The organism is Burkholderiales bacterium, assembly GCA_035543335.1.
Classification (GTDB): Bacteria; Pseudomonadota; Gammaproteobacteria; order Burkholderiales; family JAHFRG01; genus JAHFRG01.
In genome coordinates this window covers 110,928-126,699 of record DASZZH010000025.1, presented here as the reverse complement: position 1 = coordinate 126,699, position 15,772 = coordinate 110,928, and the positions used below count along the sequence as shown (strand labels likewise).

Here is a 15,772-nt window from a genome sequence, read left to right as displayed (position 1 = left end):
GCTCGATTGCAAATTTTACCACCAACAGAGTGTCGCGAAACGGTGGGTTGAATTGCCCGCGATGAAAAAATCTTACGCGTTGCTGTTGCTGCTCGCGGCGTGCGCACAGGAGCCGCCTAAACCTTCACAGACGCCGAACGTCAATCTGTCAGGTTTTCCCAAGAGTTTTCAGGACGGCTACCGCGACGGCTGCACCAGCGCACAGTCGCTGCTCAACAAAAAAGACCAGGCGCGTTACAAGTCGGACGCCGAGTACATGACCGGCTGGCAGGATGGCTACAGCGTGTGCAAGAATAAATAAATCAATACATTCGTGTAATCTGGTAGCCGCGGGCCTTAAGCAGGCTCAGCACACCTTTACTTCCGTACAAATGCAGCGCGCCCATGGCGACAAAAGCGTCGCCTTCCTGCAAGCGCGGCTGCAGGCGCTCCACCATGCGCGCATTCCGGTCGTAAAGCACTCGCTGCAGAAAGGTTTCGTTGAAGCGCTTGTCGGTGTCCGTTTCCATGATGCTGTTGTTGATATCCCACATCGCGCCCAAATCACGCTTGAGATAAGCCTGGATGGATTTTTCCACCATGCCGGGAATCAGGTCGTGGTGGGTCACGGTTTGTTTTAGCAAGCCCACCTGCACGTCCGTCGGCAGGCCGTCGAACACTGAAATCTGCTCTTCCACGTTTTCCAGCTGGTGCACACTCTTCTTCTGCGACAGCGCTTGTTGGTACAGTACATTGTCCACGATGACGCCCTGCCGCTCCTTGGGCAAGACCAGCGTGAGCATGACCGCCCAGGGCTTGAAGCGCGCGGTGATTTCCTGCGGCATGCCGTATTCGGCCATCAAGCCGGCGGTTTCTGCAAACAAAGACTCGCCCAGCAGTGATTGCAAGCTGCTGTCTGCGAGCAGCATGGCCGTAAGAAATTTTTGTGTGCTCGCCTCGTCAATAATCATTTCCATGGTGAAGCTGGTGCTGTGCGCAAAAGCCTGCCTCACCGGCGCAGGCAGATTGGTGACGCGCGCATCATCGAGATGAATGGTGCCGAAGATGTGGCTGGGACGGGCATCGGCCTTCTCCACTTTCCACAGCAAGCCCTTGGAAAACGGCATAGGCAGGTCATCCCCGGCGGCAAAGCACGAAGCCAGCGCAAGAAATGAGGCCAAGACCAAACCAGTGAGCTTGCTCATGTTGTTGCTTAAAACAAGGGGGGTGAGTTACAGTGCAGCCTTTTCAAAGACTGCTCACCGCATCATCGCACGAAACGCGGTAAATATGAAACCCGGCGATTCGGTTTTCCACAGCATCAACGGCTTGCGCTACCACGTGCGCAACTGGGGCGAGCCGCGCCACCCCAAGCTCTTTCTGCTGCACGGCTGGATGGACGTTTCGGCCTCGTTCCAGTTTTTGGTGGATGAACTCAAGCGCGACTGGCACGTGATTGCCCCCGACTGGCGCGGCTTCGGCCTCACGCAGTGGAACCAGGGCGTTTACTGGTTTCCGGATTATCTCGCCGACCTCGACGCGCTATTAAATATCTACAGCCCGAACCAGCCGGCGAATCTGGTTGGGCACAGCCTCGGCGGAAGCGTGGCGTGCCTCTACGGCGGAGTCAGGCCGCAGCGCGCAAAATGCATCATCTCGCTCGAAGGCTTCGGCGTCCCGCGCACCGACCCGGCGGAAACACCGACGCAATTCGCCAAATGGCTGGATGAAGTCACCAACCCGCCGCAGTTCAAACCCTACGCTTCCTTCGACGAAGTGGCCGAGCGTTTGCAAAAAAATAATCCGCGGCTGACCATTGACAAAACGGCTTTTCTCGCCCGCCACTGGGCAAAACAGGACGACGCCGGAAAAATTGTATTGGTGAGCGACCCTAAGCATAAAATCATCAATGCGGTGCGCTACCGGCTTGAGGAAGCGCTGGCCTGCTGGCAAGCCGTGACGGCGCCCGTGCTGTGGGTTTATGGTTCTGATTCCTGGATACGCGACTGGCTGAAGGACAGCCTGGAACAATTCGCCGAGCGTAAACAAGCATTCAAGCACTTCAGCGAATCCACGATTGCGGACGCGGGCCACATGCTGCATCACGACCAGCCCGCCCGGGTTGCGAAAGCCATTGAAGATTTTCTAAAGACCGCGCCATGAAAATCCCGAAAGTTGATGACGCCGACGGGAAAACTGCCGAGCCGCGAACGAGAGAAATCCTGCGCAAAAACAGCGAGGGCGCGATGACGCTCGGATTGATTTCGCTGCGGACTATCCGCCAGCGAGGTGGGCCTCATGATGGGGCAGGAATAAAAGTCCCCCAAAAATTGGCCGTGCATCTTTGACCGGTTACGGTTTGTTCTCTTTTATATCTCACCGCGACATCGGACATCTGGCCCTTTTAAAAACAAATTCCAAAAAAGCATAGGGCTCAAAGGAATCGGCATTCAAGCCAGGTTCCAGAACAATAAAAATAGCCAAATCAACAATGTATACTGCTGGACAATAAAATGTTCATCAGCTAGATTAAAAACGTGGCCAGCCTTCACTCATGCCGCCTTGTTACCTACAACAATCACCTAAAATATCCCGGAGGAGAAACTCATGAACCACTTTTCCCGTTTGCTTCTGGCATGCGTCGCGTGCTCGGTATTCACTGCTCCTGCCGTCGCCGAGGAACTCTCCGGCACCCTCAAGAAAATTAAGGATTCCAGCACTATTCTTCTCGGCCACCGCGAATCTTCGATCCCGTTCGCTTACTACGACGACAAACAGCAGGTGGTGGGATACTCCATGGAAATCGCCTACAAAATCGTCGATGCGGTGAAAAAGCGGCTCAACATGCCGAAGCTCCAGGTTCAGCTCAATCCGGTAACCTCCCAGACCCGGATTCCGCTGATCCAGAACGGCACCATCGATCTCGAATGCGGATCCACCACCAACAACCTGGAGCGCCAGAAACAGGTCGCCTTCTCCAACACCATTTTCTTGATCGGAACACGGCTGCTTACCAGGAAGAACTCCGGCATTAAGGATTTTCCCGGCCTCGCCGGCAAGACCGCGGTGACCACCGCCGGCACCACCTCCGAGCGCCTCATCCGCAAGATGAACGAAGAGAAGAAGCTGGGCATGAACATCATCAGCGCGAAGGACCACGGAGAGTCGTTCCTCATGGTGGAGTCGGGCCGCGCTGCCGCGTTCATGATGGACGATGCCTTGCTCGCGGGCGAGATGGCCAAGGCGAAGGACCCCGGTGAATGGGTAATCGTCGGCCAACCCCAGTCGTTTGAGGCCTACGGCTGCATGCTGCGCAAAGACGATCCCCAATTCAAGAAGCTGGTGGACGACACTCTGTCCGGCATCATGAAGAGTGGCGAGATCGAGAAAATTTACGCCAAGTGGTTCCTGAGCCCCATCCCGCCGAAGGGGTTGAACCTGAACTTCCCCATAAGCGACAAGCTCAAGGCCGTGTTCAAGAACCCGAGCGACAAAGCCTACGATTAGAGCGCCTATCGGTTCGGATGCAAAGGGGAACCCGCTGCGGTTCCCCTTTCATGTCGTCGTGCGGGCAAGCGGTCTATAGAGGACAAGAGTGAACTATCACTGGAATTGGGGCGTTTTCCTTCAGCAGACGCCCGACGGTTCTGCCACCTACCTGCAGTGGTTAATTTCGGGCTTGGGTTGGACCGTGGTGGTCGCTTTGTCCGGCTGGGTCATGGCGCTGGCGCTGGGCTCGGTGCTGGGCGTGATGCGCACCGTCCCGAACAAGTGGCTTGCCGGTATCGCTTCCGCTTATGTCGAGGTCTTCCGCAACATTCCCCTGCTGGTGCAGCTTTTCATCTGGTTTTACGTCGTGCCTGAGCTGCTCCCTTGGGGACTGGGCGAGAAACTCAAGACGATGGACCCGACGCTCAACGCGTACCTGACCGCTTTCCTCTGTCTCGGCTGGTTCACCGCGGCGCGGGTGTGCGAGCAGGTGCGCGCCGGCATCAACTCCCTGCCGAAGGGGCAAAAGGCTGCCGGCACTGCCTTGGGGTTGACCCTGGCCCAGACTTACCGCCATGTGCTGCTGCCGATGGCTTTCCGCATCATCATCCCGCCGCTCGGCAGCGAGTTCATGAACATCTTCAAGAACTCCTCTGTGGCGCTCACCATCGGACTGCTCGAACTCACCGCCCAAAGCCGCCAGATCAGTGAGTACACGGCAAACACCTTTGAAGCTTTCATTGCCGCGACTATGCTCTACATCTGCATCACGTTGACCGCGGTCATCATCATGCGCTGGCTGGAGAACCGCAACCGCGTGCCCGGCTATATCGGCGGAGGCGAACGATGATCTACAAATTCGACTGGAGTTCGATCCCGGGCGCCATCCCCTTTCTCGTGCAGGGGATGAGCTTGACGCTCACCCTGCTAATCCTGGCGATGACGGGCGGCATCATATTCGGCACGCTGCTCGCACTGATGCGTCTTTCAAGCAAGGCATGGCTCTCCAGCCTCGCCGGCGCTTATGTGAACCTGTTCCGCTCTATCCCGCTGGTGCTGGTGATTTTCTGGTTCTACTTCCTGGTGCCCTTCATGCTAAAAGCCATCACTGGGAACCCGGCCATTATTGTCGGCCCGTTCTACTCGGCGCTGATCGCCTTCATGATCTTCGAGGCGGCCTACTACTGCGAGATTATCCGCGCGGGTATCCAGAGCATTCCGCGCGGCCAGGTATCCGCCGCCTACGCCCTGGGCATGACTTACGGCCAGGCAATGCGCTACGTGATCCTGCCCCAAGCGTTCCGCAACATGATCCCGCTGCTGCTCACGCAGAGCATCATCCTCTTTCAAGACACCTCGCTGGTGTATGTCATCAGCCTCGCCGACTTCCTCGGCGTGGCCAGCAAAGTCGGCCAGCGGGATGGCCGTCTGGTCGAGATGTACCTGTTCGCGGCCGTGATTTATCTCGTCATCTCCTATTCGGCTTCATGGCTGGTGAAGCGCCTGCAGAAGAGGTTCGCCATATGAGCATGATCCGGATCAACAACATTTCGAAGTGGTACGGCCAGTTCCAGGTGCTGACCGACTGCACGACCCAAGTGAAGAAAGGCGAGGTGGTGGTCGTCTGCGGGCCGTCCGGCTCCGGCAAATCCACGTTAATCAAATGCGTGAACGGCCTGGAACCGTTCCAGAAGGGCGACGTGACCGTCGATGGCATCTCGGTGGCAGACCCGAAAACGAATCTCTCCAAGCTGCGCGCCCGCGTCGGCATGGTGTTCCAACACTTCGAGCTGTTCCCCCACATGAACATCACTGACAACCTGACCTTGGCCCAGACCAAGGTGCTGGACCGAAGCCGAGAGGAGGCGACGGCGCGAGGCTTGAAAATGCTCGAGCGTGTCGGCCTCACGGCGCACGCCCACAAGTTCCCTGGCCAACTTTCCGGCGGTCAGCAGCAGCGCGTCGCCATCGCCAGGGCGTTGGCGATGGACCCGATCGCCATGCTGTTCGACGAGCCGACCTCTGCGCTCGACCCGGAGATGATTAACGAGGTGCTGGATGTGATGGTCGAGCTGGCCAAGGAAGGCATGACCATGATGTGCGTGACCCACGAAATGGGCTTCGCACGCAAGGTCGCGCACCGAGTGATTTTCATGGACCAGGGCCGGATCGTCGAAGACGCGAAGAAGGGAGAATTTTTCGGCACGCCACGCTCGGAGCGGGCGCAGCAGTTCTTGTCAAAGATTCTCCATCATTGATTACCTAAAGCCGTAACGCATCTCGCGATGCGCGCCGCAGCCTCTGCAAACGCAGTAGGACAACAATCCTTGCTGAGGTATAGTAGCGCAACCATGCGCAACAACTGGCGCACTCCCGCCATGGTATTAATCTGCGGCGGGGTCATCCTTGCCCTTTCCCTCGGCATCCGCCACAGCTTCGGCCTGTTTCTCGCGCCGATGAGCATGGAGTTCGGCTGGGGCCGCGAGACCTTTGCGTTCGCCATCGCTCTGCAGAACCTCATCTGGGGCGCGGCGCAACCGTTTTCAGGCGCCATCGCCGACCGCTATGGTTCGGGACGCGTCCTGGTCGGCGGAGCGCTGCTTTACGTCGCCGGCCTGATGCTGATGGCGCTCTCGCACAGCGGCCTGCAATTGAGCGCGAGCGCCGGCATATTGATCGGCCTCGGTCTTTCCGGGACAAGCTTCACCATTGTCTATGGTGTGATTGGCCGCACTTTCGCGCCGGAAAAGCGCAGCATGGCATTGGGTATTGCCGGCGCCGCCGGCTCGTTCGGCCAGTTCATCATGCTGCCTTACGGACAAACGCTGATATCGAATTTCGGCTGGCTCGCTTCGCTGCTGGTGCTTGCCGCTACTGCAGTGCTGATGGCCCCGCTCGCTTCCGCGCTGGCGGAAAAACGCGAACCCGAGCACACTGGCGTACCGCAGCAGTCGATTTCAGCGGCACTGCACGAAGCGGCCACCCATAAAGGGTTTTGGCTTTTGTGCTTCGGCTTTTTCGTGTGCGGCTTCCAGGTCGTGTTCATCGGCGTGCATCTGCCGGCGTTCCTGATTGACCAGAAGTTCTCGCCCTTCGTGGGCACCATGGCGCTGGCGCTGATCGGGCTTTTCAATATCGTTGGCACCTATATGTTCGGCTACCTGGGCGGGCGCTACACCAAGAAATACTTGCTCTCCGGAATTTACTTTTTGCGCGGAGTCGCCATCACCATTTTCATTTCACTGCCGCTGACTTCGGCATCGGTTTACATTTTCGCTGCTGTGATTGGCATCCTGTGGCTTGGGACGGTGCCGTTGACCAATGGCATTGTCGCGCAGATTTTCGGCGTGCGTTATGTCTCGACGCTGTTCGGCGTCGTGTTCCTGTGTCATCAGATCGGCAGTTTTCTCGGCGTGTGGCTGGGCGGCTATTTGTATGACGTGACCGGCTCGTACCGGCTGGTCTGGCTCATTTCCATAGGTCTGGGCGTAGTGGCGGCGCTCGCCAACTGGCCGATAGATGAGCGTCAGGTGGAGCGGTTGCGCGTGAAGGAAAGCGCGGCTTGAAACATAGTTAAACGACCGACTTTCCCCAGGCTCCCTCAAAAAAATTTTCTCCCAATGGTCCGCGTGAGCGCGGCGCGAGCTCACGTTCTTGCAACTCCCCTTCGAGGATGCCGGCGTCCGCTTGGTAGCCTACCACTATCATAGCCATCGGCGTATAGCCCGCAGGAATCGCAAATTGTTCGCGCAGCTTCTCGGCATCAAAACCTCCCATCTGGTGCGCAACCAGGCCCAGCGCGACCGCCTGCAACACCAGGTTTTCGCTCGCCGCGCCGGTGTCGTGCTGCCCCCAGCGGTTGGGTTTGCCGTTACGCGCGAATTGGCTGCCGGCGATGGAGGCCAGCAACAGCGGCGCGTTCTTCACCCACGCCTGGTTGCCTTCGGCCAGGCATTCAAACGCCTTCTGCCAGCCTGCCGCATCGCGGCTCTTGTCCCAAACCAGATAGCGCCATGGTTCATCGCCAAAACAGGACGGAGCCCAGCGCGCCGCTTCCAATAGCGCCTTCAACTGCTCGCGGCTCACCGGCTTGTTTTTGTCGAACGCGCGCGGGCTCCAGCGCCGCGCGATGAGGTCGTGAATGGCTTGGGAAGTGAGTGCGATTTTCGTTACGGGCATGAGATTTCCTTTTTCCTGACTACAAACTGTTAACTCGATGGCGTACGGCTTGTCGCAGGCAAACGGGTCTGCCGGCCATGTTTCGCGCGGCATATCCACGCCGAGTTCCACGACGTTGCCGTCGGGATCGCTTACGTAGAACGAGCGCATCACGGTGTGATCCACGCTGCCGAGCAGCGGCACGCCTTCTTTCCGGCAGCGCCGATAGAGCGCAGCAAGCGAATTTTCATTCGCCACATCCAGGCAAAAATGGAAAAGACCCACGCCGTTTTGCGCCGGAGCTGATCCGATTTCCACCAGCGCCAGATCATGCGGATGGCCGCCCGCGCTGTAAAACCACATGCCCGAACGCTCACCGATCTTCACCAAGCCGAGTACGTCGCGGTAGAAACTGTCGGCTATGCGCAAATCGCTCACCTTGAGCACGACATGATTGATGCCGCGCAGCCCGTTCGCCATTTTCAGCAACTATCTTTCTTGTCCAGGCTGTAGGGGCCGGAACCGTATGCCATGATGTAAAGCATGCCGCCCATGATGGCGAGATTTTTCATGAAATTTATCTGGTTTTGCATTTGCGCCGCGTCCGCTACCCAGAATGGATGAAAGATGAGCGTCGTCGGAATGATAAACAGGAAAATCGCCAGCGCGGCCCAGCGCGCTTTCCAGCCCAGAAGCAGCATCAAGCCGCCGCCCAGCTCGATAATAATGGTCGGCACCAGCAGCACATCAGGCATCGGCATGCCCTGGCTCGCCATGTAAGCGGCGGTGCCGGAAAAACTGGTGATCTTGCCCCAGCCGGAAAGAATAAAAATTAACGACAGCAGCGCCCGACCGACCAGCGGTGCATACTGCTTGGTCATTTCGCATGCTTTGTTCATGATTGCGCTCCTTTCTAGTTAATACACTCAAGCAAGATCAAACAACAGTAATTCACTGTTTTCCGAAGCGGCAAGCGTTATGGTTTTTTCGTCAGTGACTTTCGCGCCATCCCCCGCTTCCAGCCGCTCGCCGTTCACCCAGAGTGCGCCGCGCGCTACCTGGAGGTAAGCGCGCTGCCCGCTTGCCGGCGAGTGGCTCAATTCCTTGCCTTTGCTCAAAAGCCCCGCATACATGAAGGCATCCTGATGTATCGTCACCGAGCCATCGCGGCCATCGGGTGAAGCCACCAGCCGCAACTTCCCGGTTTTCTCCGCATCGCTGAAGAATTTCTGCTCGTAGCCCGGCTTGATCCCGTTAAATTTGGGCAGAATCCAGATTTGCAATAGATGCGCCACTTCCGTTAGCGAAGCATTGTATTCGCTGTGCGTCACGCCGGTGCCCGCGCTCATGCGCTGCACATCGCCACGCTTGATGACGGAGCCGTTGCCCATGCTGTCTTTGTGCGCAAGCTGCCCTTCTAGGAGGTAAGTGATGATTTCCATGTCGCGGTGTGAGTGCGTGCCAAAGCCTTTTCCTGCTTGAACAAAATCTTCATTGATGACGCGCAAGCTGCCGAAGCTCATGTGCTCGCGGTCGAAATAATCGGCGAATGAAAAGCTATGGTAGGTCTTGAGCCAGCCGTGATCGAAATAGCCGCGATCCGCGCTTTTTCTTAAAACAATCATGGCAAATCCTTGAGAAATTCACAGGCGCGAGCCATTTTAGACCCCGCCTGTCCCGCATTAAGTCATTGATAGGCAATTATATTCCTAAACCGCCGGGATTTCACCTTGCTTCGAGCATCCCGTTCAGCTTTCGTTCAGCATGCCCCGCGTAGGATGCGAGTCATCAGGCAAGACCTGAGACTTTATGAAAGGAGGTTTCAAATGTTAAGCAAACATGTTGTTTCGGGATTGGCGCTGGGAACGGCAATGCTAGTCAGCGCCGCGGTGCCGATGGTGGCGCAAGCGCGTGACCGCGTTTACATCGGCGGCGGCTATCCTGTGGTGGTCTATCCGGGAAACAGTTATTACGGACATTACCATCATCACCATTACTACCCGTCTTATTACAGCGGCGATTACTACTATGGCGGCGGGTATGGTTACAGCTACCCAGCTTATGGAAATCACTTGACCATCATTTATCGCATTTATTGATTCGATTAACTCTTAACTATTTACTGGAAGGAGCACAAAATGAACAAGCGCATTCCCCTGATCGCAGCCCTGGCGCTGGCGTCCGCTTCTGCGACCGCATTCGCCAATAACTATGAAGATATCGCCATCGTCAAAAGCGCGAGCCCGCAATACGAGCAAGTCAACGTGCCGCGCAATCAGTGCTACACCGAGTACGTTCCGGCGCCGCGCTATCGCAGCAATGAATCCCTTGCCGGTCCGCTCATCGGCGGCTTGGCTGGCGCACTGCTCGGTCACACCGTGGGCCGCGGCAGCGGCAACGTTGCGGCCACCGCCGGCGGCGCAGTACTTGGCGCAGTAGTCGGTGATCGTATGCAACGCAGCGCCGAATACGACGGTGGCGCGACCCAGGAAGTACGCCGTTGCAAAGTTGTGGATAACTTCGAATCCCGCCTTATCGGCTACCACGTGGTGTACGAGTACGCGGGCAGGACTTATACTGCCTTGCTTCCATACGATCCCGGCCGCGAATTGCACGTGCGGGTGAACGTAGATCCGGTGGGTGGTCCCGCGCACTATAATCACTAACCGGCCGGCGGCTTGACTTTGCCCCACGTGCCCACCAAGATGGCAGACTTGTGAAAAACCTAGTCTACTCATTCACTCTTCTCGCCTTGTGTGCGGCAGAGCCTGTTACGGCCGCACACGGGCGGGACGCGGATGACTGGGATACATCCTTGGTAGCGCAGCGGAGCCGCATCTCGGCTGGCGAAGCGGCGCAAATCGTGCAGCGTCGAACCGGCGCGCGCGTGCTCGACGCCCAGCCGGCGCGCGACGGTTACCGCGTCAAGGTGCTCACGCGCCAGGGCGAGGTGCGGGTGTACTTTGTGGATGCCCAAACCGGCGCAGTGCAATAAATATCTCTTTGTAATGCGCGTCCTGGTCATCGAAGACGAGCTGCTGCTGCAAAAACAAATTGCGACGCGCCTGGAGGCGGAAGGCTATGTGGTCGACTCCAGCAGCGACGGCAAGGACGGATTCTACCGCGCCGCCGAATATCCGCACGACGTCCTCATCGTCGATCTTGGCCTGCCGGGGCTTTCCGGCATTGAAATCATCCGCAAGCTGCGCACGCAGGGCAAGATTCTGCCGATCCTAATTCTCACGGCGCGCGGCCGCTGGCAGGACAAGGTGGAAGGTTTGGAAGCCGGCGCGGACGACTATGTGGTGAAACCGTTTCAAATGGAAGAGCTGCTGGCGCGCCTGAAAGCGCTGCTGCGGCGCGCCACCGGTACCGCTCAGAACATTCTCGCTCTCGGCGCCCTCACGCTGGACCTCGGTGCGCAGACGGTGCAGCTTGACGGCAAGAACATCGAGCTCACCACCTTTGAATACCGTCTGCTCGAACATCTGGTCAAGCAGCGCGACAAGGTGGTGTCCAAGGACGAGCTCGCGGATTATCTTTACCCCCACGACGAAGATCGCGACAGCAATGTAATTGAAGTTCTGATCGGAAGATTACGACGCAAGCTCGATCCCGACAGCAGGCTTAATCCCATTGAAACCCTGCGCGGCCGCGGTTACCGCTTCATGCTGGCAGACAAATAAATGTTGTCGCTTAAAGCGCGCATCACTTTAAGCGCCGGACTGGTGCTGGCGGTCTTTATTGCACTTACCGGATTCGCGCTGGATCAGGCATTCCGGGATAGCGCGAAGAACGCGCGGCAGGAACGCCTGCTGGGAGAATTATTTCTGCTGATGGCGGCGGCAGAAGTGAGTGAAGAGGGCCGCATCACACTGCCGCAGAGGCTCGAGGAGGCGCGCTTCAGCCTCCCGGGCTCGGGCCTGTACGCGGTGATTACCGACGCGCTGGACAAGGTGGTGTGGCGCTCGCCTTCCAGCCTCGGTGTCACCGCGCCCTTCCGCGAATTGGTGTTGCCGGGAGAAAAGCGTTTCGGCGAGCTCACCGACTCTGGCGGCGAGCGCTATTTCGTTGAAAGTTACGGCGTGAACTGGCTGACCGGCGCGACGCCGCACAAGTTTACCTTCCACGTCATCGAAGACATGCAAGCGTTCGATGACCAGATGGCGCAATACCGGGGAAGCCTCTGGGGCTGGCTTGGTGCCATGGCGCTGCTGTTGCTGGCAGGCCAGGGTTTGGTGCTGCGCTGGGGCCTGCAACCCCTGCGCAAAGTGGCGGCTGAAGTTTCCGCGATTGAATCAGGCGGCAAGGAGCGCGTCGAAGGCGATTATCCCGAAGAACTTAAACGGCTCACCAACAACCTCAACACGCTCATCGAGCACGAACATGCGCGGCAGAAGCGCTACCGCGATGCGCTCGCCGACCTGGCGCACAGCCTCAAAACCCCGTTGGCGGTGCTGCGCGGCGCGCTGGGATCAAATACAAGCGATACGCTCGCAGGCACAGTGGAAGAACAAGTAGCGCGAATGGATAGAATCGTCGACTACCAGCTGCAGCGCGCCGCCACTTCAGGCCAATCCAGAATCGCCGCGCCGGTGCCGGTTAAACCCGTCGCCGAAAAAATCCTCGCTACGCTCTCCAAGGTCTATTCCAATAAAAACATCACTTCGCGGCTCTTCATGGACGGCGCCGCTTGCTTTCGCGGCGATGAAGGCGATCTTGTGGAACTGCTTGGCAATTTGCTCGATAACGCGCACAAATGGTGCAGAAAGACCGTGCGCCTTTCCGCTTCCCGGCAAGGGCAGCGCCTGCAACTCAACGTGGAAGATGACGGTCCGGGAATCGGCGAGGCGCAAGCAACCCTGCTGCTACAGCGTGGCGTGCGCGCGGATCAGGCCGTCCCGGGACATGGGATCGGGCTCGCGGTAGCACGCGATATCGTTGATGCTTATCAGGGAACCATTCGGATTGCGCGCAGCGAGCTCGGCGGCGCGGCATTTATTATGGACCTGCCCAGCTTGACGGCTAATGAGCCCTAGTCTCCATCAGAATAAACTGACGAGACGGGTTGAGAAGAGTGCACATGTTCCGGGCTTGGGTACTTTCGTCCAGATCATCGTGGGTTACATTAAGCTGGTATTCATTTTGTGTATAAGAAGGATTAAGCCGCACCGCTTCCCGGAAGGCTGATGCGGCCTCAAATTCATGGTTGAGGTAGTGTAACGCCTTGCTTTTTGCGACCCATGCCCCTGCGTTGGTTGTGTCAGCCTCGATCCATCCTTGGGCAAATGCAAGAAGTCTGCTCCAGTTCTTTTCAGATTCGAATGATGCGGCCCGCATAAAATATGGGTTGCGCTTCGCTTGGACGTTCCCAGAAAGCTCTGTCTGCCTCCGGTATGGCCTTCGCGACCTTGCTCTCGGCCATAGCCAGGACGGCATGCACCCACTCCACCGGTAACGCAAAGTGAAATACCCCGCTGGCGCGTGCTTTAAAGGTAATAATCCCAACCAAGCGACCCTGTTCGTCGAAGAGACCGCCGCCGCTCTCCCCCAAGGCAAACGATGCCGACGTTTGGATGATCCGCGCGCCATCATAAGAGTGTAGAGCGATGACTTCTCCATCGCTGAAGGCCAACTGGCGGCGCCCGGCATTACCGAGTGCATGTACTGTCTCTCCGACCTTAAGTTCGCTTGCTTTAGCAAAGCCGGGAACTTCACCCACAACATCGGGTACTGCCAGGATACACAGGTCGTGTTCAATGTCGCGGAATTGGGATTCGACGTTCCACCCTGCGGAACCGCGAATCACCATGATGTGCCGAGCTTCCCGTGTAACGTGGCAATTAGTCACCAATTTACCCGGTTGGACCAAGACGGCAGAGCCGATATTAACTACGCCATTAGGATTTTGTGCTCGAACCCTGAAAACGCTCGAGGTTGGCATAAACGCGCCAGCCGAGACATACTCGGCGCGAACCGTGAAGGGGGACGACAGCCCCAGTATAAGTAGAAAAACCGCAATTCGCATAATGCCACTCCAAAACAGCGGTCAGTATGGTGAACCGCATAAACCGTACCTGCCTCAAGCGGTTCCGCAGGCACGCGATTGCGCTGGTGGATTTTTATCAGGATTTATACGCTTTTACAGGAAGTTACGAAACAGCACTAGTCAGTCTAAATCCCGGCACTCGAATGACTGCCATGCCAGACTGCGCCTGCCAGGTGCATTTCGTTGGCTTTAGCACCCTGTTGGTGCGAAGAAAGTCTTTTTGTGACATAACCCCTCAGCGGGGTTTCCTTCAAGGCCACCCAATTAAGATAGCTTTACTATCTAAAATAAGATAGCCATACTATTCAATAGCAACACATTTAAATCAACCGCGAACCGCAGGAAGAACTCCGTGCTTGCCATGAAGAATGTCCATGAACAATTCAGCTTGGCTTTATGCGACGTTGCCCGCGGGTGGCGCACTACAGTAAACGAACGCCTGAAGCCACTCGGGCTCACTCAGGCAAAATGGCTGACGTTCATGCATTTGTCAAAATGCAAGAAAGGCATCATCCAGAAGGAGCTTGCCCAGTTGATGGGCATCGAAGGCCCGACTCTTGTGAGGTTGCTCGATCGCCTGGAGGCGGATGGATGGGTGGAACGACGGAGTTTGGCATCCGACCGGCGAAGCAAGCTTGTCTTCCTGTCGGACAAAGCGGCGCCCGTGGTGATCAAAATCCGAAAGATAGTGAACGACCTGCGAACGGAGGTTCTGTCCGCTGTTCCCGACAAGGAATTAACAATAAGCCTTGCGGTCTTGAGACGTATTCACGATCGAATTGAATCATTATAAAACTTGTTCTGGCCGCAATGATATCCGGATTATGCCGGGTATAACCGGCAGCATGCAAAGGAAAGCTTTTAAAACTCGGGAACAAGATTAGGTTTCTCAAAAAAACTGGCTGTTTTTCGTAAAGCGCTCCATGTTTTTCCTAAACATACTGATGTGGGTTCATTCATGTTCAAGCGGATGTTAATCGTTATAACCGGTCTGGCGCTGGTCTTCGGAGGCATATTTGGCTGGAAAGCCTATGTCGGCCATGTCATTGCCAAACAGATGGCCAATCAAGAACCGCCCCCGGTCACTGTTTCCTCCGCGACAGCCGGGAAAGAAATATGGCAGTCGGAACTTACCGCCGTCGCAAGCTTGGCCGCCGTGCGCGGAGTGAATGTAAGTCCGGAGGTGGCGGGCATGGTCGTAAAAATCAATTTCGAGTCCGGTCAAGAATTCAAAAGTGGCCAATTGTTGGCCCAACTCGACGATGCGGCCGACCGTGCGGAATTAACCAAGCTGAAAGCCCAGGCGGAACTCGACAACCTGAATCTAAAACGACAGCAGGATTTGGTGGCCAAGCATTTCGTGTCTGAGGCAAATTTAGACGCCGCCCTCTCGCAGTACAAACAGGACCAGGCCCAAGTTCTGAACAAGGAAATATTAATCGGGAAAAAAGCCATTAAGGCTCCGTTTAGCGGTCGACTGGGGATCCGACAAATAAACCTTGGGCAGTATCTCGCACCCGGGACAGTTATTGTCAGCCTGCAGGCAATTTCACCGATTTACGTCAACTTTTCCCTGCCTCAGCAAAACCTGAAAGACGTGCGCCTGGACCAGACTGTGCAACTGGCAGTAAACACCTATCCGAATATCCGGTTCGAGGGCAACCTCAGCGCCATCGACCCGAAAGTGAACGAAGGCACACGCAACTTTGCTCTCCAGGCCACATTGCAGAACGAAGAGCGCTTGCTTCACCCGGGCATGTTCGGTGAAGCAAAAGTAGTGCTGCCTCAAAATATTTCTGTGATTACCCTGCCCCAAACCGCTCTGGTTCATGATCCTTACGGGGATTCGGTCTATGTCATCAAAGAAGAAGGCAAGGATATACAAGGCCAGCCCAAGCTTAAGGCAGCGCGCCGTTTTGTCATAGCCGGAGAGACTCGCGGCGATCAAATAGCAATCGCGAAGGGTATCAATCCTGGAGAACAAATAGTGACTGCGGGGCAGATCAAACTCAAGGAAGGGTCAAGCATCAGGATTGATAACAGCGTATTGCCCTCCAATAACCCCTCGCCGACACCGGACCGAGACCAGTAGAAACG

Annotated in this window: 20 protein-coding genes; 15 read left to right on the top strand and 5 right to left on the bottom strand. The window is 56.7% G+C overall.

Annotated elements, in window-relative coordinates; genetic code table 11:
- The first annotated feature begins 61 nt into the window (after positions 1 to 61).
- The gene (locus VHE58_05795; protein ID HVS26796.1) at positions 62 to 301 is read left to right on the top strand and encodes a hypothetical protein; all 240 of its coding nucleotides are present in this window, start codon (positions 62 to 64) and stop codon (positions 299 to 301) included.
- A gap of 1 nt (position 302) precedes the next feature.
- On the opposite strand, the gene VHE58_05790 is transcribed toward VHE58_05795, so the two are convergent.
- Positions 303 to 1,184 carry a TraB/GumN family protein gene (locus tag VHE58_05790; GenBank protein HVS26795.1) on the bottom strand — a complete coding sequence of 294 codons (882 nt, stop codon included), beginning with the start codon at positions 1,182 to 1,184 and terminating at the stop codon, positions 303 to 305.
- An 85-nt stretch (positions 1,185 to 1,269) separates the two neighbouring features.
- Between VHE58_05790 and VHE58_05785 the strand changes: the two genes are divergently transcribed.
- The 7 genes from VHE58_05785 (at position 1,270) to VHE58_05755 (ending at position 7,034) form a co-directional block, all read left to right on the top strand.
- Entirely contained in the window at positions 1,270 to 2,142 is an 873-nt protein-coding gene (locus tag VHE58_05785) for an alpha/beta hydrolase (protein HVS26794.1), read from the top strand.
- The gene (locus VHE58_05780) at positions 2,139 to 2,327 is read left to right on the top strand and encodes a hypothetical protein (GenBank protein ID HVS26793.1); all 189 of its coding nucleotides are present in this window, start codon (positions 2,139 to 2,141) and stop codon (positions 2,325 to 2,327) included. The genes VHE58_05785 and VHE58_05780 overlap by 4 nt, the downstream gene beginning before the upstream one ends.
- Before the next feature lie 259 nt (positions 2,328 to 2,586).
- Positions 2,587 to 3,486 carry a glutamate/aspartate ABC transporter substrate-binding protein gene (locus VHE58_05775; protein HVS26792.1) on the top strand — a complete coding sequence of 300 codons (900 nt, stop codon included), beginning with the start codon at positions 2,587 to 2,589 and terminating at the stop codon, positions 3,484 to 3,486.
- Between the two features lie 88 nt (positions 3,487 to 3,574).
- Positions 3,575 to 4,318, top strand: a complete 744-nt coding sequence (locus VHE58_05770) for an amino acid ABC transporter permease (protein HVS26791.1) — start codon at positions 3,575 to 3,577, stop codon at positions 4,316 to 4,318.
- Positions 4,315 to 4,995, top strand: a complete 681-nt coding sequence (locus VHE58_05765; protein ID HVS26790.1) for an ABC transporter permease subunit — start codon at positions 4,315 to 4,317, stop codon at positions 4,993 to 4,995. Before VHE58_05770 ends, VHE58_05765 begins: the two co-directional genes overlap by 4 nt.
- 2 nt (positions 4,996 to 4,997) lie before the next feature.
- Complete coding sequence (locus tag VHE58_05760; GenBank protein HVS26789.1) at positions 4,998 to 5,726, top strand: amino acid ABC transporter ATP-binding protein; 729 nt, start codon at positions 4,998 to 5,000, stop codon at positions 5,724 to 5,726.
- Positions 5,727 to 5,819: 93 nt separating this feature from the next.
- Entirely contained in the window at positions 5,820 to 7,034 is a 1,215-nt protein-coding gene (locus VHE58_05755; GenBank protein HVS26788.1) for an MFS transporter, read from the top strand.
- A 7-nt stretch (positions 7,035 to 7,041) separates the two neighbouring features.
- On the opposite strand, the gene VHE58_05750 is transcribed toward VHE58_05755, so the two are convergent.
- From VHE58_05750 to VHE58_05740, 3 genes are read right to left on the bottom strand one after another with little or no spacing between them, the layout of a single operon-like run.
- Positions 7,042 to 8,106, bottom strand: coding sequence for a nitroreductase family protein (locus VHE58_05750; GenBank protein HVS26787.1), 1,065 nt, complete (start codon positions 8,104 to 8,106; stop codon positions 7,042 to 7,044).
- Between the two features lie 2 nt (positions 8,107 to 8,108).
- Positions 8,109 to 8,525 carry a DoxX family protein gene (locus tag VHE58_05745; GenBank protein ID HVS26786.1) on the bottom strand — a complete coding sequence of 139 codons (417 nt, stop codon included), beginning with the start codon at positions 8,523 to 8,525 and terminating at the stop codon, positions 8,109 to 8,111.
- A gap of 27 nt (positions 8,526 to 8,552) precedes the next feature.
- Positions 8,553 to 9,251 carry a pirin family protein gene (locus VHE58_05740; protein ID HVS26785.1) on the bottom strand — a complete coding sequence of 233 codons (699 nt, stop codon included), beginning with the start codon at positions 9,249 to 9,251 and terminating at the stop codon, positions 8,553 to 8,555.
- A gap of 201 nt (positions 9,252 to 9,452) precedes the next feature.
- Here VHE58_05740 and VHE58_05735 point away from each other — a divergent pair, with 201 nt between their 5' ends.
- Genes VHE58_05735 through VHE58_05715 form a run of 5 tightly spaced genes read left to right on the top strand, consistent with a single transcriptional unit; the run spans position 9,453 to position 12,665 of the window.
- Complete coding sequence (locus VHE58_05735) at positions 9,453 to 9,725, top strand: hypothetical protein (protein HVS26784.1); 273 nt, start codon at positions 9,453 to 9,455, stop codon at positions 9,723 to 9,725.
- Positions 9,726 to 9,764: 39 nt separating this feature from the next.
- Positions 9,765 to 10,292, top strand: a complete 528-nt coding sequence (locus tag VHE58_05730) for a glycine zipper 2TM domain-containing protein (GenBank protein HVS26783.1) — start codon at positions 9,765 to 9,767, stop codon at positions 10,290 to 10,292.
- A gap of 50 nt (positions 10,293 to 10,342) precedes the next feature.
- On the top strand, positions 10,343 to 10,621 hold the full coding sequence (locus tag VHE58_05725; GenBank protein ID HVS26782.1) for a hypothetical protein: 279 nt from the start codon (positions 10,343 to 10,345) through the stop codon (positions 10,619 to 10,621).
- Complete coding sequence (locus tag VHE58_05720; protein HVS26781.1) at positions 10,596 to 11,312, top strand: response regulator transcription factor; 717 nt, start codon at positions 10,596 to 10,598, stop codon at positions 11,310 to 11,312. The genes VHE58_05725 and VHE58_05720 overlap by 26 nt, the downstream gene beginning before the upstream one ends.
- Positions 11,313 to 12,665, top strand: coding sequence for an ATP-binding protein (locus tag VHE58_05715; protein HVS26780.1), 1,353 nt, complete (start codon positions 11,313 to 11,315; stop codon positions 12,663 to 12,665).
- A 275-nt stretch (positions 12,666 to 12,940) separates the two neighbouring features.
- Here VHE58_05715 and VHE58_05710 read toward each other — a convergent pair whose 3' ends face one another.
- Positions 12,941 to 13,654, bottom strand: a complete 714-nt coding sequence (locus VHE58_05710) for a serine protease (GenBank protein ID HVS26779.1) — start codon at positions 13,652 to 13,654, stop codon at positions 12,941 to 12,943.
- Positions 13,655 to 14,036: 382 nt separating this feature from the next.
- Here VHE58_05710 and VHE58_05705 point away from each other — a divergent pair, with 382 nt between their 5' ends.
- Both VHE58_05705 and VHE58_05700 read left to right on the top strand, forming a co-directional pair.
- Positions 14,037 to 14,468, top strand: coding sequence for a MarR family transcriptional regulator (locus VHE58_05705; protein HVS26778.1), 432 nt, complete (start codon positions 14,037 to 14,039; stop codon positions 14,466 to 14,468).
- A gap of 165 nt (positions 14,469 to 14,633) precedes the next feature.
- Positions 14,634 to 15,767: an efflux RND transporter periplasmic adaptor subunit gene (locus tag VHE58_05700; protein ID HVS26777.1), complete on the top strand. Its 1,134-nt coding sequence runs from the start codon at positions 14,634 to 14,636 to the stop codon at positions 15,765 to 15,767.
- The last annotated feature ends 5 nt before the right edge of the window (positions 15,768 to 15,772 follow it).

Bases quoted from the DNA above. Each gene is read 5' to 3' on its own strand.
- VHE58_05795 (HVS26796.1), top strand. From the start codon at position 62: ATGAAAAAATCTTACGCGTTGCTGTTGCTGCTCGCGGCGTGCGCACAG.
- VHE58_05790 (HVS26795.1), bottom strand. From the start codon at position 1,184: ATGAGCAAGCTCACTGGTTTGGTCTTGGCCTCATTTCTTGCGCTGGCT.
- VHE58_05785 (HVS26794.1), top strand. From the start codon at position 1,270: ATGAAACCCGGCGATTCGGTTTTCCACAGCATCAACGGCTTGCGCTAC.
- VHE58_05780 (HVS26793.1), top strand. From the start codon at position 2,139: ATGAAAATCCCGAAAGTTGATGACGCCGACGGGAAAACTGCCGAGCCG.
- VHE58_05775 (HVS26792.1), top strand. From the start codon at position 2,587: ATGAACCACTTTTCCCGTTTGCTTCTGGCATGCGTCGCGTGCTCGGTA.
- VHE58_05765 (HVS26790.1), top strand. From the start codon at position 4,315: ATGATCTACAAATTCGACTGGAGTTCGATCCCGGGCGCCATCCCCTTT.
- VHE58_05760 (HVS26789.1), top strand. From the start codon at position 4,998: ATGATCCGGATCAACAACATTTCGAAGTGGTACGGCCAGTTCCAGGTG.
- VHE58_05755 (HVS26788.1), top strand. From the start codon at position 5,820: ATGCGCAACAACTGGCGCACTCCCGCCATGGTATTAATCTGCGGCGGG.
- VHE58_05750 (HVS26787.1), bottom strand. From the start codon at position 8,106: ATGGCGAACGGGCTGCGCGGCATCAATCATGTCGTGCTCAAGGTGAGC.
- VHE58_05745 (HVS26786.1), bottom strand. From the start codon at position 8,525: ATGAACAAAGCATGCGAAATGACCAAGCAGTATGCACCGCTGGTCGGT.
- VHE58_05740 (HVS26785.1), bottom strand. From the start codon at position 9,251: ATGATTGTTTTAAGAAAAAGCGCGGATCGCGGCTATTTCGATCACGGC.
- VHE58_05735 (HVS26784.1), top strand. From the start codon at position 9,453: ATGTTAAGCAAACATGTTGTTTCGGGATTGGCGCTGGGAACGGCAATG.
- VHE58_05730 (HVS26783.1), top strand. From the start codon at position 9,765: ATGAACAAGCGCATTCCCCTGATCGCAGCCCTGGCGCTGGCGTCCGCT.
- VHE58_05720 (HVS26781.1), top strand. From the start codon at position 10,596: ATGCCCAAACCGGCGCAGTGCAATAAATATCTCTTTGTAATGCGCGTC.
- VHE58_05715 (HVS26780.1), top strand. From the start codon at position 11,313: ATGTTGTCGCTTAAAGCGCGCATCACTTTAAGCGCCGGACTGGTGCTG.
- VHE58_05710 (HVS26779.1), bottom strand. From the start codon at position 13,654: ATGCGAATTGCGGTTTTTCTACTTATACTGGGGCTGTCGTCCCCCTTC.
- VHE58_05705 (HVS26778.1), top strand. From the start codon at position 14,037: ATGAAGAATGTCCATGAACAATTCAGCTTGGCTTTATGCGACGTTGCC.
- VHE58_05700 (HVS26777.1), top strand. From the start codon at position 14,634: ATGTTCAAGCGGATGTTAATCGTTATAACCGGTCTGGCGCTGGTCTTC.